At 69.1% G+C, this 16014-nt stretch carries 12 protein-coding genes and 1 tRNA gene; 2 read left to right on the top strand and 11 right to left on the bottom strand.

Annotated elements, in window-relative coordinates; all coding sequences use genetic code 11:
* Positions 1 to 44 precede the first annotated feature (44 nt).
* The 6 genes from ENKNEFLB_RS07755 to ENKNEFLB_RS07730 all read right to left on the bottom strand — a co-directional run bounded on the left by ENKNEFLB_RS07755 (position 45) and on the right by ENKNEFLB_RS07730 (position 8000).
* Positions 45 to 1286 (bottom strand): hypothetical protein, encoded by a 1242-nt coding sequence (locus tag ENKNEFLB_RS07755; RefSeq protein WP_214058656.1) that lies wholly within the window; start codon positions 1284 to 1286, stop codon positions 45 to 47.
* A complete protein-coding gene (locus ENKNEFLB_RS07750) occupies positions 1264 to 4470 on the bottom strand; it encodes a DEAD/DEAH box helicase (protein WP_214058655.1) in 3207 nt (1068 codons plus the stop codon). Before ENKNEFLB_RS07750 ends, ENKNEFLB_RS07755 begins: the two co-directional genes overlap by 23 nt.
* Complete coding sequence (locus ENKNEFLB_RS07745; RefSeq protein ID WP_214058654.1) at positions 4467 to 5795, bottom strand: serine/threonine protein kinase; 1329 nt, start codon at positions 5793 to 5795, stop codon at positions 4467 to 4469. The genes ENKNEFLB_RS07750 and ENKNEFLB_RS07745 overlap by 4 nt, the downstream gene beginning before the upstream one ends.
* A complete protein-coding gene (locus tag ENKNEFLB_RS07740) occupies positions 5785 to 6411 on the bottom strand; it encodes a vWA domain-containing protein (RefSeq protein ID WP_214058653.1) in 627 nt (208 codons plus the stop codon). The genes ENKNEFLB_RS07745 and ENKNEFLB_RS07740 overlap by 11 nt, the downstream gene beginning before the upstream one ends.
* Positions 6412 to 6469: 58 nt before the next feature.
* Complete coding sequence (locus ENKNEFLB_RS07735; RefSeq protein WP_214058652.1) at positions 6470 to 7528, bottom strand: FHA domain-containing protein; 1059 nt, start codon at positions 7526 to 7528, stop codon at positions 6470 to 6472.
* A 265-nt stretch (positions 7529 to 7793) separates the two neighbouring features.
* Positions 7794 to 8000, bottom strand: coding sequence for a hypothetical protein (locus ENKNEFLB_RS07730; RefSeq protein ID WP_214058651.1), 207 nt, complete (start codon positions 7998 to 8000; stop codon positions 7794 to 7796).
* Between the two features lie 106 nt (positions 8001 to 8106).
* On the opposite strand from ENKNEFLB_RS07730, the gene ENKNEFLB_RS07725 reads away from it, so the two are divergent.
* Positions 8107 to 9348: a helix-turn-helix domain-containing protein gene (locus ENKNEFLB_RS07725; protein ID WP_275955951.1), complete on the top strand. Its 1242-nt coding sequence runs from the start codon at positions 8107 to 8109 to the stop codon at positions 9346 to 9348.
* 254 nt (positions 9349 to 9602) lie between these two features.
* Here the strand turns inward: ENKNEFLB_RS07725 and ENKNEFLB_RS07720 are convergent.
* From ENKNEFLB_RS07720 to ENKNEFLB_RS07700, 5 genes are all read right to left on the bottom strand, one after another.
* Positions 9603 to 9676, bottom strand: a tRNA-Met gene (locus tag ENKNEFLB_RS07720).
* A 153-nt stretch (positions 9677 to 9829) separates the two neighbouring features.
* On the bottom strand, positions 9830 to 12913 hold the full coding sequence (locus tag ENKNEFLB_RS07715) for a UPF0182 family membrane protein (protein ID WP_214058649.1): 3084 nt from the start codon (positions 12911 to 12913) through the stop codon (positions 9830 to 9832).
* Positions 12914 to 13009: 96 nt separating this feature from the next.
* Positions 13010 to 13627 (bottom strand): PPA1309 family protein, encoded by a 618-nt coding sequence (locus ENKNEFLB_RS07710; RefSeq protein ID WP_214058648.1) that lies wholly within the window; start codon positions 13625 to 13627, stop codon positions 13010 to 13012.
* On the bottom strand, positions 13624 to 14673 hold the full coding sequence (locus ENKNEFLB_RS07705; RefSeq protein WP_214058647.1) for a YlbL family protein: 1050 nt from the start codon (positions 14671 to 14673) through the stop codon (positions 13624 to 13626). Before ENKNEFLB_RS07705 ends, ENKNEFLB_RS07710 begins: the two co-directional genes overlap by 4 nt.
* 49 nt (positions 14674 to 14722) lie before the next feature.
* The gene (locus ENKNEFLB_RS07700) at positions 14723 to 14950 is read right to left on the bottom strand and encodes a hypothetical protein (protein WP_246535991.1); all 228 of its coding nucleotides are present in this window, start codon (positions 14948 to 14950) and stop codon (positions 14723 to 14725) included.
* Between the two features lie 104 nt (positions 14951 to 15054).
* On the opposite strand from ENKNEFLB_RS07700, the gene ENKNEFLB_RS07695 reads away from it, so the two are divergent.
* Complete coding sequence (locus tag ENKNEFLB_RS07695; RefSeq protein WP_214058645.1) at positions 15055 to 15936, top strand: deoxyribonuclease IV; 882 nt, start codon at positions 15055 to 15057, stop codon at positions 15934 to 15936.
* Positions 15937 to 16014: the final 78 nt, after the last annotated feature.

The following is a 16014-nucleotide window of genomic DNA, read 5'->3' as shown; positions in this document are numbered from 1 at the left end:
CGGGCTGTGCTGCCTTGTAGCCCGGCTTGGCGGACCGACCCTTGTTACTGCGACCGCTCATGGTGATCCTTCTGATCGTTGAGTGCTTGCCGTCCGAGGTCTTCGACCTGGAGAGCGCATCTGCTCAGGCGCTCGAACTGTCCTTGAGTGCCGCGAAGGACGACGAACTCTGCGCCCAGTTGGACGAGAGCCAGGACGTTCACGGCCTGGAGCTCCGAGCGATGCCGACTCTCGAGGGCAAGGCGGACAAGTTCTTGGGAGGTGCGACGAGCCTCAGCGTCGTGGTCGCCAAGCAGGGCCGCTGCCTCTGACTCGGTAATCCCGAACGCGGCGGCCAACGAGCCCGCGTCGACCATGACGGGCGGGAACTCAGAGGGATCAATCTGACTGCGGAACCACGTGTGGGCGCAGTACCTCCTCAAGACGAGTTCGACGGCCTCCAGCAGCTGTCGCGCAGCTCGCGCTGAACGGTGAGCCTCGAAGTCCTGGCGGGCTTTGAACAAGCCGAGGACCGACCGCCCCAGTGGCGAATCGGTCGTGGACGAGACGACTGTGACTGGCTCGGCATCGACGGCACGATCGAGCCATGCGCGCAGCGTCGGCTTCGACCGCGCGGTCTCGTGCAACGAGCGGGTCATTTGGAGTTGCGGGCGACCGGCTGCATCGACGACAACCGCTTCGTGGTCGACCACTTGGATGGGATGCACCAGCAAGCACAGCTCGTCGGCTCCGACCAAGGTGAGCCGGCACTCGCCGCCGGGGCGTTCGGCCGCGAGTCGCACAAGCTCGTGAGCGGTCGGGCGTGCTGGATCTGTCTTGGGTGTGAAGAGCGCCGCCGCATGGATTCGACGAGGCTTGCCAGTCGTTCCCGTGGTGAAGGTGGCTCGGTCGTGTTGCCAACGGACGTCGACGGCTGGACGTTCGGGGCCGATGGTGGGGTTGAGATCGTCGGTGATCAGGTCCCGGTACATCCAGCCCAAGATGGCCGACTCGCTGACGAGCGCCCGCCCGTCCTCAGTAACCTTGATGCGCTCCAGACGAACCCGGGAAACCAGGTGCGTGATCAGGTCGTCGGGCAACTGCAGCGCCTCACTGATCTGGAGCGGCGCCGCGCCGGCCGCCACGAACCGGGCGACCGTGGTGAGCAGCACGTCTCCCTGAACGTGCGAGACGCCGTCGATCAGGGTCCGCCACCTCTGCGCGGGCGCGAGCACGACGAAATCCGTGCGCTCGTCCAGCTCCTCTGCCAGGTGCACGGGGAGGTCACGCTGGTCGACGGCAGCCATGGGCACCCCCGGTCAACTGGTGGAACGCCGCCAACGCCGGCACCTTCTCGTTCGCGTGGTCGTGTGTGAACATCGCCGCGTCACCGACTACCACCAGTAGTCGCCGCTGTCGGCTCATGGCGACACACAGGCGATTCGGCAACGCCAGAAAACCGAATCGCGGCTTGTTCCGCGGGGCCAGTCGTTGGGAGCGCGTCGCGGATAGGTACACGACATCGAACTCACGCCCTTGGAAGGCGTCGACCGTTCCGACGCGGACGCGTTCAAGGCCGTCCTCCGACCACAGGAGCCTCACCGAGGGCGCCAGGGAGAACACGTCCCCGTCGCGGACCGCGTAGCCGATCCTTTCGAGTTCCTCCCAGATCGCGCGGACTTGGCCGGAATAGAACGCGATAACCCCGAAGTTGAGATCCCTGCCTGCGTCCAGGGCGGCCACGAGCTCGCGGACAATGACTTCCGCCTCGATCCTTCGGGTCTTGCTCCGCCCTGTCTCAGGCCCCAGTGTTGCGGGCACGTCGATCCAGGCCGCCGGTCGGCCCTCGTATGCGTCCAAACCGTGTTCGAACTCGGTCGGGTCCGGACGGCCATTTGTGAAGGCCTCGCCGTAGGGCTCGTAGAAGTGGGTACTGACGAACTCGCCGAGGACAGGGTGAGTGCGGAACTGCTGGTCCAAGGTGACGACCCGGCTGATCCCATCGGCTCGCTCCAGTGCCCGCAACTGCTGGAAGAGCTGCTCGAACATCGACTTTTCGAGCACGCGCTTCACTTCGGCTTCGGGATCCGAGTTCTCGAGAGTGTCGACGACGTCTTCGTCGAGCATCTGCGGGAGCTGGCGGTGGTCGCCGACAAGAATGATGCGGCGGCGCGCGAGGGTGAGCGGGATGAGGAGGTCGAGGGGGTTGGCGCGAGCCGCCTCGTCGACGATCACCGTGTCGAACTCGAGGCTGGCCTGTATCTCCTTCATCACTCCGGCCACTGCCTGCTGGCATGTCGCTGCGAGTGCGCGCGAGTGCGTGCTGACCGCGCTTGCGACCGTCTCGGGCTGCTCCAGGAGCGCACGCCTGAAGTCCTCCACGATCCTGTCCGCAACGGACGTCAACTGCTGCACACGCTCTTGAGCCGTCGTGAGGGACCGCTGCAGGAGAGCGTTGACCTCGGGCATTTGCGCCGTTACGGCAGAGCGGGCACGCGAGGTCAGGAGCCGGTCCAGAACGTCGGCTTGAAGTCGGGCGGTTGCCTCAAGCAGGTGGGGTGCAGGGTCGACGGCGTTGCTGAGCTCGGTCATGAGCCGCGCCTGATCCTCGGAGAGCGCGGCTCGGAGACCTTCGTCTTCGAGCGCCAGCGTGGCATTGTCAGCGCCGTCGTCGGCGAACGACTCCGGAGAAACGCGCAGCGAGCGGACGCGACGCAGTATCTCAACGAACCGCTCGCGAGAATGCCGCAAGCCGACCTGATGGTTCAACTTGGTGATCAGGTCCTCCGCGTCGAGGGCCGTCTCGCTGCCGATGAGGGACGAGCGAGCAGCGAGCCAGCTCAGTACCTCGACCGTGCTGGCGACGTCTGCGGGCATGAGTCGGTACGCCGTCGTCCGGTCGCGCAGCTCAATCCAGTCGCGTACCACTCGGCTCTCTTCGCGCCCAGCATGGTGCTTGTCGATCCGCGCAACGGTGGCCCGTGCCCACTGGGCCACCTGGGAGTTCCCGCTCTGCCCACTCCGGGCCGCCACCTTCATCGCGGGCAGGCGACCGTCGTCAGCTCCGAAGGCGAGGTTGTCCACTGCGTCGTGCTGGTAGCTGCTCAGCAAGGTGCGGCGAATCTCGGCGGGGTGGTCCGCGTTGATCTGCGTCAGCCGAGCGTTGACGGCAGCGATCACCCGGGTCTTCCCTGTCCCTGGCGGTCCCTGAATGAGAGCGATGTCGGGGGTATTGAGGGCGATGGTGATGGCGTCGACTTGGGCCCGCGTCGGGGGTGCCCCGAGCGCTTCGGCAGCCCGCTTGGACATGGCGGGGTGCCGGTCCACACGCCCGGCCGCCGCCGGCGCTTGGCCCGCCAAGACACGGGAGAGCTGGAGTACCGGGAACGACTTCGCGGTGACGGCCCTTGCCTGCGCCTCTTCTCGGCGCTTCAGGCGGATTCGGTCTGCTGTGAACGAGCCCGAGAGGTAGCCGTGGCGCGGAAGGTCGACCCCCGAGTCGTCCACCTCGGGGCGAAGGACCACGGTGCCGGTTTCCGTCAGACGCGCAGTGCCAGCCAGCGTTCGCCGACCGGCGCCAGAGACGGTTGCGGACTGGTCGTAGGCAACGGTGGCGCCGGCTTCAAGGGTGACCTCGCCGAGTCGGAGCGCCTCGATGAGGCGACTGGCCCCGACGCTGAGGACGAGGTCGAACTCCCAGCTCCCGTCCAGCAGGCGGCGGCGACTGTCGTAGGCCGCGCTGCCTGCCAGGCGCGCGGTTCGCTCTCGGGCTTCTCGCTCGAACTGGTTGTAGCGGTTCCACACCTGGAGGTAAGAGTTGTCTGCTTCAGTGAGCCGGTGCCATTCCGCAAGGTCCGCGGGGCTGATGGATGCCAGACGGGTCGCGTCCTCGAAGCGAACCGACCCGTGCACCAGGCAAAGGGTTTCAGAGTCGCGGCGACGGCGTGGAGACACCGTGTCCACGAGGAGGCGCTCCCCGACAAGGCTCACGTCGACGTAGCGGGACTCCCCGACGAGCCGGAAAGCTTCGACGTTGACACGACGGGACCCGCCGACGTGCACCAGGACAGCAGGGTCGGGCGCTTCGAGCCTGACTTGGTCGGTGAGCCAGGCCCGTATCTCCTCCGGACGCCGAGACTGCAGGTGCGGTACCGCTTGGGCGATCCGATCGAGTGCGTGCTCGTCGACGCCGATGGCATGCTGGCGAGCCCACTGGTCTACCTGGTCGAAGGGGATGACGCGGAGCCGGACTCCTTGGTCGACTGTGATGACGTCTGCGAGGTAGGCGCGGGACTCCGCGACCTGCTTGAGCCAACTGGCGTCGGGCTCGTCCGGCTCTCCGCACAGGGACGTGCGTGTTCCGTCGTGGAGGGCGATGCCTCCACCGGTAAGGGTGATGCGAACGGGCTGCCCGTCTTGAACGGGGGCCTGGCTGATTCGCGGAAGGGCCAGTAGCCGTGCCTGTCCCCCACCGGCCAACTCGAGCTTCATCGGGGACCGGCCCATCGCAGGGCGAGCAAACGTGGCGGTCGGCCCTGGACACTCACGCGGAAGTGCGTGGCTCGACCCGCCGGTCGAGCTACGGATCGAGCCGGCCTCCCCTGCGGGTCGCTGACGACGGCGTCGCCCTCTGCCCTGACTACGAAAGTGTCGCCATGCGCGGTGATGGTGAGGATCGGGTCGGTCTCTTCCGAGGCGCCCCACAGGTGCCGTGGGTTGATCTCGGTCGGGTGCCGCGGGCTCACCACAAGCACGTGAATCTGGGAGTCGGGGCTGGGAACTCCGCCGTCGTCGAGGTGCACCGATGCCACCAAGGTTCTGCCGACTGGAGTTGAGCACGCCGGGCAGGTCGCCGAGTTGCGGTACATCGTCCATCCGCAACTACCCGGGCAGCTCACGACGTTGTCCAGTGCACTGAACAGGTCGTCGCGCCACGCCGCCGCTCCGGGACGGAGTTGCGGGTCTAGCTTGCCGGGGCCGAACGTGCGACGCGCGGTTACGGCAAGGCGGGTCGTCATGCCGAGAGGCAGCAGCGCCGAGGTCATCGGAGCCGCAGGGCTATTGGAGCTCCCCGCGGAGGGACCGATGTAGTCGAACTCCCCGGCGTCGGCCCGGTCGCGCGCTTCCTCCGCCCCGAGGTCTGCGCTTGCGGTACCCGCGAGCGGGTGGCTGAGGAACAGCATCTTGAACACCATTACAGCCAGGCTGTAGGCGTCGGCCAGCGTGCTGGGAGGGGCGATCGAATGGGGCCTGGAGCGCTCGGGCGCCAGGTACCCCGGCATGCCCATGACCTGGCTCGTCGCGCTGTACGCCGATGTCAGGTTGTCGGTGTCGATCAGCCAGGTCTCCGCCAGCTCGACGTTGTCGGAGATCAGAACGTTGTACGGGTTGAGGTCGACGTACGCGAGCGCTCGGTCGTGCAGCGCAACGATTAGGGCAGCGACTCGCGAAGCGACGTCGAGCCGGCGCCGCAGACCGCCGGTCTCCCGATACCACGAGGCGTCGTGACCGTTGCCGAACTGTCCTGGGAGATAGGCGGCGGTCAGGGTCGTCATGTCGCGCGCCAACCGCATAACGTATCCCGGCGTTTCGCCCCGCAGTAGCGTTGTCGGCCCCGCGATGTGGAGGCCGTCAAGCGAAAGCCTGCGCACACGGGCGATGTGGGCCAAGGACTCGGGCTGGAACAACAACTTGATGGCGAGGTCGGGCTGCGCGACGACGCGGTAGACGATGCCTTGGCCGCCCTTCGCGATGGGCTCGCCCAGTTGGTACGCGACATCGGCCTCATCCACGACGTGGCGGACCTCAGAAATCATCGTCTCGCCAAACCAACTCTTCGATCGAGGTGTCGCCCGACACTGACGACGCGTTGGCTACCACTCCTGTGACCGTCGCCTCGGTGACGGTCATGGTGACGAACTGAAGGAAGGTGCGGATCTTGCTGGCATCGCCGGCGCGATGCACGAGGCCGCCACTGAACGCCGCGAGCATGTCGCGGTCGGCATCATCGCCGACACCGAGGGCGAACCGAGTCGCCTTGGCCCCTCGGTGGTGATCGATCAGTCGCTCGAGCTGGTCTCGCCAGTCGTCGTCGCGGTTCGGGAGGCCGTCCGAAACCAGCGCGATCGTTGGGCGGTGCGAATTGGACGGAAGGGCCTCCAGATCGTTGACGAGCTCTTCCGCGCGGGCGAACGCCTGTCCCAGAGGGGTTCGCCCGCCAGCCTGGAGGGTAGTGAACTCCACCTCGGCGATGGGGGCGTGGGCGATCACGGTCTGGGCGGTAGGACCTCCGAACGCGATCACTGAGAGCCGAATCGAGCCGGTATGAGCGTCGGCGTCCTTCAGGGCGGCGATCATTTCGCGGACGCTGTCGTTGAGCACCTCGATCTTGTCGTCCTTGAGCATGCTTCCGCTGGTGTCGAGGAGGAGCACGACGGGGAGCGGCCGAGGGACAATCGCGGGCACGTCGAGAATGGACACGAGGGGCCTTTCAGGCAGGTGACTGCGGGGACGCCAGTACGGTCGGGCTTGAGATGACGCCAGTACCTCGATCAGGGACGTACGCGCCGCGCGCGTAGCGCTTGCCCGACAGCCTGAACTGCACGAGACCGCCGGCGATGCTCACGAACTCATGCAGCTCGAGCCGTTGCTCGACGTCTGCCGGGATCGGATCGCTCTGGCCGTCCTCACGGACGAGTGCTGAGCCGTTCTTCGACCCGAGGTCAGACACCAAGATCCGACCACGCAGGTTGCGAAAAGCCACGTGGTCGCGGCTGACTAACGTCTGCTGATCGCCGACGAGTGGCCGGAGGTCGAAACGGTCTTCGCCTCCCCCCCGGCCGATCGCGATGCGGCTCCCAGCCACGAGCGGAATGTGGGCGACATCATTGCCACCGATTAGCACCTTGAGCTCCCGCGTGTCCGCGGCGTCGCCCGCATCCCCCAACTCCTTGCGACAGTCGGGGCAGAGCGCCTTCCCGTTCCTGTTGTAGGGGAGGTCTGCGATCGCCCTCGCCTGGCTACTCGGACAGCTCGGGTTGGTGCAGGCCCACTCCCGCCGGAGCATCTGGCGACCCTCTGGAGTGTTGAGGCACTTGGGCTTCAACGATGCCGCTTCGCCGTACTGCGAGACGTCCTCGTCCCGGATCGCGCCCATCTCCGCGCGCTCGATGGAGACGCCCGTGGGAGTGAAGCTGAAGGTGTAGAAGCGGTCGCTGTTCTGGAGCCAGACGAAGTCCCGGCGCAGGTCGCGGTAGAGGTCGCTCGTGAGGACCTTCGCGTGCGGGTATCGTTCCGCGTTCTCGCAGACCAGCGGATCTGCCCAGCGCACCCGTGTTGCTCGCCCCGCAGCCTGCCAGGCCGCGAAGGCGGCCTGTCCGGCGTCGTCGAGGTGATACCAGGACGCGTCGTCCAGGACTCCGTAGAAGATCGCCTTCTCGTCCATCTCGCGTCGCCAGAGGTCGATCAGAGCGTCCATCCGGTGCCATCCGGGGTCCACCCGGTCGCGTACGACGGTCGACACGTCAACGATCACGGTCGGCGTTCTCATGTGGCTCTCCTTGAATGGTCCCGAGGTCGAGGGTAGCCACGGTGTTGGCCGCGGCGCCGAGACTTCGATGGCATCGTCGCTCGTAGTGGGCGTTTCCTCACTGCTTATCCACCCGCGACCCACAGTTCGGGCATCTGCCGTCGACCAGCTGTTCCTCGTCCCCGTCCTCCGCACACTGCGGGCAAGACCATGCCGCCCAGAATTGCGCGTGAAGTGGGTTGAGTGGATCGAGCGGATCGGTGAGGTCGAACACGGATCTCGCCGATCAAATCCGGCGAGCGGCCGGGCCCGCACGGTTCCATGCGTCAACGACCTCGCGGCCGAGGTCGGCGGTCGACTGCCCAGCGCGGATCACGTCGTCAAGCGCGACGCGCGCGGCCTTGGCCACAGCCGGGTCCTGCGCAACCACGTGTGCACGGACCGCGACCTGTGCGACGTCGGCGATGAGTGCGGCCTTGTTGATACGAGCCACGATCCGGCTCCTTTCCCCTGGTCGGCAAGACTGAGGTGAACACCTTAACACTAAGAGGAAACGCTAAGTCAATAGCACCGACGTAAAGTCATGCTAAGTTCAGGCCATGAGTGTGTCGACGAAGGCTCTGGGGCGAGCCATCCGAGGCTTCCGCGAAGACATGGACCTCAGCCAGCAGCAGCTCGGCGAGAGGGCGGGTTACAGCAAGGGCCCGGGTGCGGGGGTTTCGATTTCGCGAGTCGAGTCGGGGCAGATGAGGCCGGGGGCCGCCCGACTTCAACGAATCGCAGGGACCCTCGGGGTCTCGATGGATGTCCTTGCCGAGGCTGCAGAGCGACTCGCGCCGGACGTGGAAGCGGAGGAACGCGCCCGGCTGGATCAGGGGGCGGCGAGCTCGGATGCCGGTTCCACTTCAGGCCTGCCGATCAGGCAGCGGGTCGGTGTGCTTCAGGACGCGATCGACCAGCGCATGAAGGCCGTCGGAGCGCTCAGCGATCGGTTCAACGTGGCACACGACCGAGCCCGCGACGAGTTCTTCCTGCCGTTCGTGACGGTCGCGGGCGGCATCTACGGCGCCCCGCGTCCGAGTGAGCCGGAGAGCCTCGAAGACGACGAGTTGGCTGATCCGGAGGTGGTCGCTGAGTATCGATTGAGCGTGACCACTAGTCGGGTTGCCCACAACATCGGCGCCAGCGCCGGCGGTGCGGCGTTCGGTGGCGCTCTGGGAGGCGCGGCGGCGTACGGAACGTTCACCGCGGCGGCGATGTTCGGGACGGCGTCCACGGGTGCCGCGTTGTCGGGGCTCAGCGGAGCGGCCGCCACCAGCGCCACCTTCGCCTACTTGGGTGGGGGGAGCCTCGCCGCCGGGGGTGCCGGCATAGCCGGCGGAATCGGCGTTCTCGCTGGGATCGTGGCCGTCCCCGCCGCAGCGCTCGGGTTGGGCGGCTACTTGTGGATGTCGCGACGCAACAAGCAGAAGGAGCGGGCAGCCCAGGCGAAGCTCGGCGAGGCCGAAGCTGCCCTGCTCGCCACACAGGGTGGCTACGAAGCCCTCCTAGAAGCGATCGCCGTGGCTACGGACGTGCTCGACTACGTCGGTACTCACGCAGGGCACGCACAGCGCCGTTGGGGCCAGAGCCTGGTTCCTCCGCTCCGGTGGGCGGAGTTGTCGGAGTCAAATCGTCAGCAGTACCTAGGCTTTCTCACGATAGCCGCGTGCCAAATCTCGGTGGCGAACCTCAACTTCTCAGCTTTGTCCGCCGCCCAGGGTGCGGAACTCGACATCCTTCTCCGGTCAACGCGGGAGAATCTGGCCCACGCGCGTAGGGCCGTGGAGAGCCTGGTCTGACGAAGTGATCGAAGGTGCCGAACCGCTTCTAGCAGCACGCCAACGATGCGATTGGATGTTGTCACCACAAACACCGGCTCACGCTGGCTCGACGGTGCTCACAATGCCTCACAGTTGACCCGCCCGATCGAATGCCAGGCGCTTCTTCGGAGCAACGTATGCTGACATCCTGCTGACATTCGGTCCCGACAAGCATCAGAGGCGGCCTCCGAATCTCTCCGGAAGCCGCCTCTGACCTGCTGTTATGCACTTTGTAGCGGGGGCAGGATTTGAACCTGCGACCTCTGGGTTATGAGCCCAGCGAGCTACCGAGCTGCTCCACCCCGCGTCGGTGAACCAGACATTACGGGACGGGGGGCGCCCGGGACAAATCGGGCGGGTGTGGCCTGGGTCATGCAGGCTGGTTCCGGCCGTCGAGGGTCTCGAGACGCACGCTGGCGCTCACTCCTCGACCACCGGGCCACCTCACCCGATCAGCGTGTCACTCCCCGGCGGCCGGGTCACCCGCGGCGGCGTCGCGCTCGTCGGCCAGGGCGGTGGCGTCGGAGATCAGGTTCTGCGCCACGACGACCAGGCGGGCGTACTCCACCGGGTCACCGTCGGCGGCCGCGGCGTCGGCGTCGTCGAAGGCCTGCTGTGCCTCGCGGAGCGTGTCCAGGATCTGCTCGTCGAGGGTGCCGGGGTCCTCGGCCTGGCCGCCACCTCCCCCGCCGTTGCCGCCGCCGTTGCCACCGTTGCCACCGCCGGTCCCGGTGCCCGGGGCCTGGTCGGTGCTGCCGATCTCGTCGACCCCGAAGGCGTTGGCCAGCGCACCGGTCAGCGTGGTGTCGATGCCGACCTCGCCGCCGTACGAGACCGTCACGAACTGCAGGATCGGGTAGGCCGACTCGGAGGCCGAGCGCTGGGCGTAGATCGGCTCGATGTAGATCAGGCCGTTCTGCACCGGCAGCGTCAGCAGGTTGCCGAAGCTGGGCTCGGCGGCGCCGGTCCCGCGGTACGGCAGCAGGCTGGAGACGACCTCCGGGTCCTGGCTGAACTCGTTGGCGATGATGCCGGGGCCCGGGGTGTTCGGGTCCTGGAGCTCGAGGACGGTCATCTGGCCGAACTCGTCCGACGTGGCGTCGGAGTTGACCGACACGAAGGAGGCGAGCACCTCGCGCTCGAAGGGCACGAACGTCGAGGTCAGCGACCACGTCTGCTCGGCCACGGCGGCGTTCGGGTCGGCCTCGTCGGCGCCCTCGACCTCCTCGCCCTCGGCGGCGGGGAGCCCCGTGAAGAGGCGGTACGGCGGCTGCAGCGCGCCGTCGACGTTCGGGTCGTCCGGCACCGCCCAGCGGTTGTTGCCCTGGTAGAAGTCGACCGGGTCGGTCACGTGGTAGCGGGCGTACTGGTAGCGCTGGGCCTTGAACAGGTCCTCGGGGTAGCGCAGGTGCTCCAGCAGCTCGTCCGAGATCGCCGACTTCGGCTCGACGCTGTCGGGGAAGATCGACGTCCACGCCTGGAGGATGGGGTCCTCCTCGTCCCAGGCGTAGAGCGTGACCGTGCCGTCGTAGGCGTCCACGGTGGCCTTCACGGCCTGGCGCATGTAGTTGATCTCGTCGGTCGGCACCGTCTGGAAGCCCGGTGTCGCGTCCTGCAGCGAGTCGTCGGTCATCGTGTCGAACGACTCGCGCTGGGCGTTGGGGAACTGGTCGGTCGTGGTGTAGCCGTCCACGATCCACAGCACCCGGCCGTCGACGATCGCGGGGTAGGCGTCGCTGTCCAGGGTCAGCCACGGGGCGACCTTCTGGATCCGCTCGCTGGGGGCGCGGTCGTAGAGCAGCTTGGAGTTCTCGTTGACGCGGCCCGACAGCAGGAAGTTCGGCTCGCCGAACTTCACCGCGTAGAGCAGCTGGTGGAAGAGGCTGCCGACCTCGACACCGCCCTCGCCGTCGTAGGTCGTGGTCTGGTCGGCGGTCGTGCCGGCCAGGCCGAGCTCGACGTCCTCGGCGTTCTCGCTGGCCTTGCCGACGATGGAGTACGACGGGGACTGCTCGCCGAAGTAGATCCGGCTCTCGTAGCCGTCGCTCAGCTCGGTGAGGTCGTCCTGCGTGCTCTCGATGCCCTCGGCCCACACGGCGCCGTCGGCGGTGTCGGTGCTCGAGGCCTCGGGGTCGGCCTCGGTGGCCACCGTCTGCTCGGCGCTGTTGTTCTTGGGGCGCTGGTTGGCGTAGGCGGCGATGATGCCGTCGCCGTGGGTGTAGACGGTGTGCAGGTTGGACCAGTTCTGGTCGGCCTCGGGGATGCCGGTCTGGTCGAGCTCGCGGGCGCCGAGGACGAGCGCGCGGTCGACCCCGTCGATGATGTAGCGGTCGACGTCGAGGACCGGGGCCACGGAGTAGTAGTTGCGGGCCTGCTGGCGCTGCTCGAAGGTCCGTCGGACCAGCTGCGGGTCGACCAGCGGCACCGAGGAGATCGACCCGGCGACGCCCTGGGCGGCCGAGGCGTTGACCGAGGCCTCGGAGGTGTACTCCTGAGGCTCGACGTCCTCCAGGTCGTAGGCCTGCCGGGTGGCGTCGATGTTGGCGGCGATGAACTCGGCCTCCTGGTCGGCCTCCGAGGGCTTGACCTGGAACTGCTGGACCACGGCGGGCCAGATCATCCCCATCAGGATCGAGGACAGCACCAGCAGCGCCAGCCCGACGGCCGGCAGCTGCCAGGTGCGGCGCCACACGTTGACGAAGAACAGCAGGGCGCAGACCAGCGCGATGCCGGCCAGGATGTTGCGCGCCGGGAGCACCGCGTTGAAGTCGGTGTTGTGCATCCCGGTGAACAGGTTGCCGTCCTGGAGGACCAGGTCGTAGCGGTCCAGGAAGTAGTCGGCGGCCTTGGCCAGCACGAAGATGCCGAGCAGGACCGACAGCTGGACCTGCGCGGCGCCGGAGATCTTGTCGCGCTTGGCCTGGAGGCGGATCCCGCCGTACAGGTAGTGCACGAGGCCGGCGGCGAGCGCCGAGACGACCATCAGGGCCATCGCGAAGTCGGTGACGAAGTGCAGCCACGGCAGGTCGAAGACGAAGAACCCGATGTCGCGGTCGAAGTAGGCGTCGGTGCTGCCGAAGTCGGTGCCGTTGCGCCACAGGAGGTACTCGCGCCACTGGCCCAGCGCGGAGGTGCCGGCGAAGATGCCGATCACCGCGGCGACGCCGACGAGCAGCAGCCGGCGTACGGGCGCGATGGTCTGGCGGTAGCGCTCGAGGTTGTTCTGGTCCGGGGTCGCGATCCGCGTGGTGGGGCGGAACCGGAAGGCCAGGGCCATGTTGAGCCCGACCACGACGGCCATCAGGACGCCGAAGACCACGAACAGCCCGACGCGGGTCCACAGCAGGGTCGAGAAGACCTCGGTGTAGCCCACGGAGGAGAACCACAACCGGTCGGTGTAGAGCGCGGCGAAGGCCGTCAGCGCGAAGAAGAGCACCACCAGGATGCCGGCGGTGACCAGCAGCGCCTTGGCGCGGCGGGAGGGGCCGGGCGGCGGGGGCGGCGCGGTCCGGCGCGGGTCCTCGTCGTCGAAGAGCTCGCTCACGTGGGTGTTCTCCTAGCGGGGTGCGGCAGGGGGCAGGACGGCGTCGCGCGGAGGGCCCGGCGACGGGTGGTGTCGGTGGTACTCATGATGCCGGGCTCACCCTGACAGGCCCCCGGACGCGGCCGCGGCGCCGTCGTCGGCCCCGTCCTCGGCCAGGGTCTCGCGCACCAGCGCCAGCAGGCCCGGCACGAGGTCGGTGCCACCCACGACCGCGGCGTCGTCGTCGTGGGAGCGGAACCGCAGCACGCAGTACGTCGCCCCGTGGCGGGTCGCCCCGGCCACCATCCGCAGCTCCTGGCGGTCGGGGTGGGTGCGGGCGAACTCGGCCTGGGCGGCCGGGTCGTCGGGCAGGTCGTCGTCGACGCCCGGGGGGAGCACGAACCGCTCGACCACCGCGGCGCAGCCGGCGACGCCCTCGGGCCAGCCGATCTGCTCCAGCTGCTGCTCCAGGGGCAGGTCGGCACGCAGGTCCTCCTGCTCGACCGGTGTCAGCGACCCGGCCGCGGCGGAGTCGTCCAGGCCCATCGCGGCCGCCAGCTCGGGCTCGCCGGCGACCAGCCGGGCGGTCTCGACCAGGGCGTAGAGCCGTGCGGGCTGGTCCCAGCCGGCGGTGGCGACGTGCTGCTCGATCTCCAGCACGGCCGAGGCCAGCGCCGGGTCGACGTCGGCCTGGAGCTCGCCGGGCGGGGTGGGCTGGGGCACGTCGTCGGTCATCCGGCGTCCTCGCAGGAGGGGAGGTCGGCGTCGGGGTCGGCGGTCCAGTCCTGGACCGCCTCCAGGCCGGCCTCGAAGGTGTCGGCGCGGGCGAGCCGCATCGCGCCGTTGTCGGCGGCGAGGGCGTCCTCGCAGTTCGCCGGGGGGACCAGGAAGAGCCCGGCGCCGTCGGCGCGGGCGCCGGCGACCTTCTGGGCGATGCCGCCGATCGGACCGACGGCGCCGTCCGGACCGATCGTGCCGGTGCCGGCGATCGACCTGCCGTCGGTCAGCGAGCCGGGGGTCAGGGTGTCGTAGATGGCCAGCGCGAACATCAGCCCGGCGCTGGGCCCTCCGATGGCCGGCGGGATGTTGACCTGGACGTCGACCGGCAGGTCGAACCCGAGGCCGATCCGGACGCCGATCCGCTGCTCGCCGTCGACCTGCTCGGGGGTGACCTCGACCTGGCGCTCGTCGTCGCCGCGCGCGACGGTCAGGCTCAGCGTGTCCCCGGCCGGGGTGGCCTGGACCGCCTCGACGATGTCGTCGCCGGTGCGCACGCGCTCCCCCGCCGCCTGCAGCACGACGTCGCGCGCCTGCAGCACCCCGTCGGCGGGGGTGTCCTCGTCGACGTAGCTGACCTGGATCCGGGTCGGCACGTCGTACCCGAGCTCGCGCAGCGCGACGGCGGTGGCGGTGTCCTGGGAGGAGACCATCTCGACCTGGCCCTCGATGTCGCTCTCCTCGGCGGTGTCCTCCTCGCCGTAGATCGCGTCGTAGGGGTAGACCGCGTCGTCGTCGTCCCACCAGGTGCCGACGACGTCGAACAGGCTCTTGCGCTGCCCCGGGACCGAGACCAGCACGGTCGTCATCCGCAGCTGGCCGTCGTCGCGGTAGACCTTGGCGCCGTCGACCTGGATGATCTCGGAGCCGCCGTCCTCGGCGAGGACGTCGAAGGTGTCACCGGGCTCGTAGGTCGCGAACGGCAGCGGCACCAGGGCGGCCACCAGGACCAGGACCACGACCAGCGGCGCCGCGACGAGGGCGGCAATCAGTCGCTGGTTCACGGCCCCACTGTCTCACCCCGCCCAACCCGGACCGGCAGGCAGGCGCAGGTCAGGAGGCGCGGCGGGAGGGGCGGACGGCCACGCCGGTGCTGCGGTCGGCCTCGGGGGGCGCCACGGCGTACCCCGGGGTGCGCTGCGGCGACGACAGCGCCTCGCCCATCCGACGCACGGCGGTCTCGCGGTCGACCTCGCCGCGGCCCTCGCGGCCCAGCCAGCCCACCCAGAGCATCGCCAGCACGGTCGCCACGACCGGGGGCAGGAGCCACAGCAGGACCATCACGAGCCCGAGCCTAGGGCCCGGGCGCCGCCCGCACGGGGAGGCGCACCGGACGGCCGGTGCCGGTCGTGGGCGGTGCCGGCCCGGGTCGTACGGTCGGCGCCATGCGCAACCCCGTCGGCACCCACGTCCCGGTCGGCAAGGGGCTCGTCGCCGGGGCGCTCGCGCGGGCCGAGGCGCTGGGCTGCGAGACGTTCCAGGTCTTCGTCGGCAACCCGCGCGGCTGGGCCCTCTCCGCCGGCGACGCCGCCGAGGACGCCCGCTTCGCCGCCGCCACCGCCGAGCGCGGCCTGCGGGTGTTCGTGCACACCCCGTACCTGGTCAACCTGGGCAGCCCGACCACCGCAACCGTCGAGCGGTCGGTCGCCCTGGTGGCGCACAACCTGGCCCGGGCCGTGCGGATGGGCGCCGAGGGCGTCGTGGTGCACACCGGGTCGTACGTCGACGCGCAGCTCGGCGCGCAGGAGGCCGCCGCGCGGCACGCCGCCGCGCTGCGCCAGGTCGGCGACGCCCTGGCGCCCGTCCTGGACACCCTGACGGCGCTGGGCGAGGACTCCCCCTGGCTGCTGCTCGAGCCGACCGCGGGCCAGGGCCGCAGCCTGTGCGCCGGCGTCGACGACCTCCCGGCGTACCTCGACGTCCTCGGGCGGCACCCGCGCGTCGGCCTGTGCCTCGACACCTGCCACGTCTTCGCGGCGGGCGCGCCGCTGGACGAGCCGGGGGGTGCGGCCGCGACCCTCGACCGGGTGGTCGAGCTGGGCGGGCCGGACCTGCTGCGGCTGGTGCACGCCAACGACTCGAAGGACGCACGGGGCTCGATGCGCGACCGTCACGAGCGGATCGGCGAGGGGCCGCTGGGACTGGACGCCTTCCGCGAGCTGCTCGCCCACCCGGCGACCGCGGGCGTCCCGTTCGTCCTGGAGACGCCGGGGTCGAACGAGCCCGACGACGCCCAGGTCAGGGCGCTCCAGTCGCTGCGCCCCTGACGCCCGGCCTGTCCGCGACCGTCACCTCGAGGCGCCGCGAGCGTCATCTCGGCTGTCCGCGAGCGTCATCTCGGCGGG

Source organism: Nocardioides aquaticus, assembly GCF_018459925.1.
GTDB lineage: Bacteria > Actinomycetota > Actinomycetes > Propionibacteriales > Nocardioidaceae > Nocardioides > Nocardioides aquaticus.
The sequence above is the reverse complement of the archived record's forward strand: the minus strand, read 5'-3'. Positions and strand labels throughout refer to the sequence as shown.

Coding starts and splice junctions, on each gene's coding strand:
- ENKNEFLB_RS07700 (WP_246535991.1), bottom strand. CDS start 14,950: ATGGTCCTGCTGTGGCTCCTGCCCCCGGTCGTGGCGACCGTGCTGGCG.
- ENKNEFLB_RS07735 (WP_214058652.1), bottom strand. CDS start 7,528: ATGAGAACGCCGACCGTGATCGTTGACGTGTCGACCGTCGTACGCGAC.
- ENKNEFLB_RS07745 (WP_214058654.1), bottom strand. CDS start 5,795: ATGATTTCTGAGGTCCGCCACGTCGTGGATGAGGCCGATGTCGCGTAC.
- ENKNEFLB_RS07750 (WP_214058655.1), bottom strand. CDS start 4,470: ATGAAGCTCGAGTTGGCCGGTGGGGGACAGGCACGGCTACTGGCCCTT.
- ENKNEFLB_RS07695 (WP_214058645.1), top strand. CDS start 15,055: ATGCGCAACCCCGTCGGCACCCACGTCCCGGTCGGCAAGGGGCTCGTC.
- ENKNEFLB_RS07725 (WP_275955951.1), top strand. CDS start 8,107: ATGAGTGTGTCGACGAAGGCTCTGGGGCGAGCCATCCGAGGCTTCCGC.
- ENKNEFLB_RS07710 (WP_214058648.1), bottom strand. CDS start 13,627: ATGACCGACGACGTGCCCCAGCCCACCCCGCCCGGCGAGCTCCAGGCC.
- ENKNEFLB_RS07755 (WP_214058656.1), bottom strand. CDS start 1,286: ATGGCTGCCGTCGACCAGCGTGACCTCCCCGTGCACCTGGCAGAGGAG.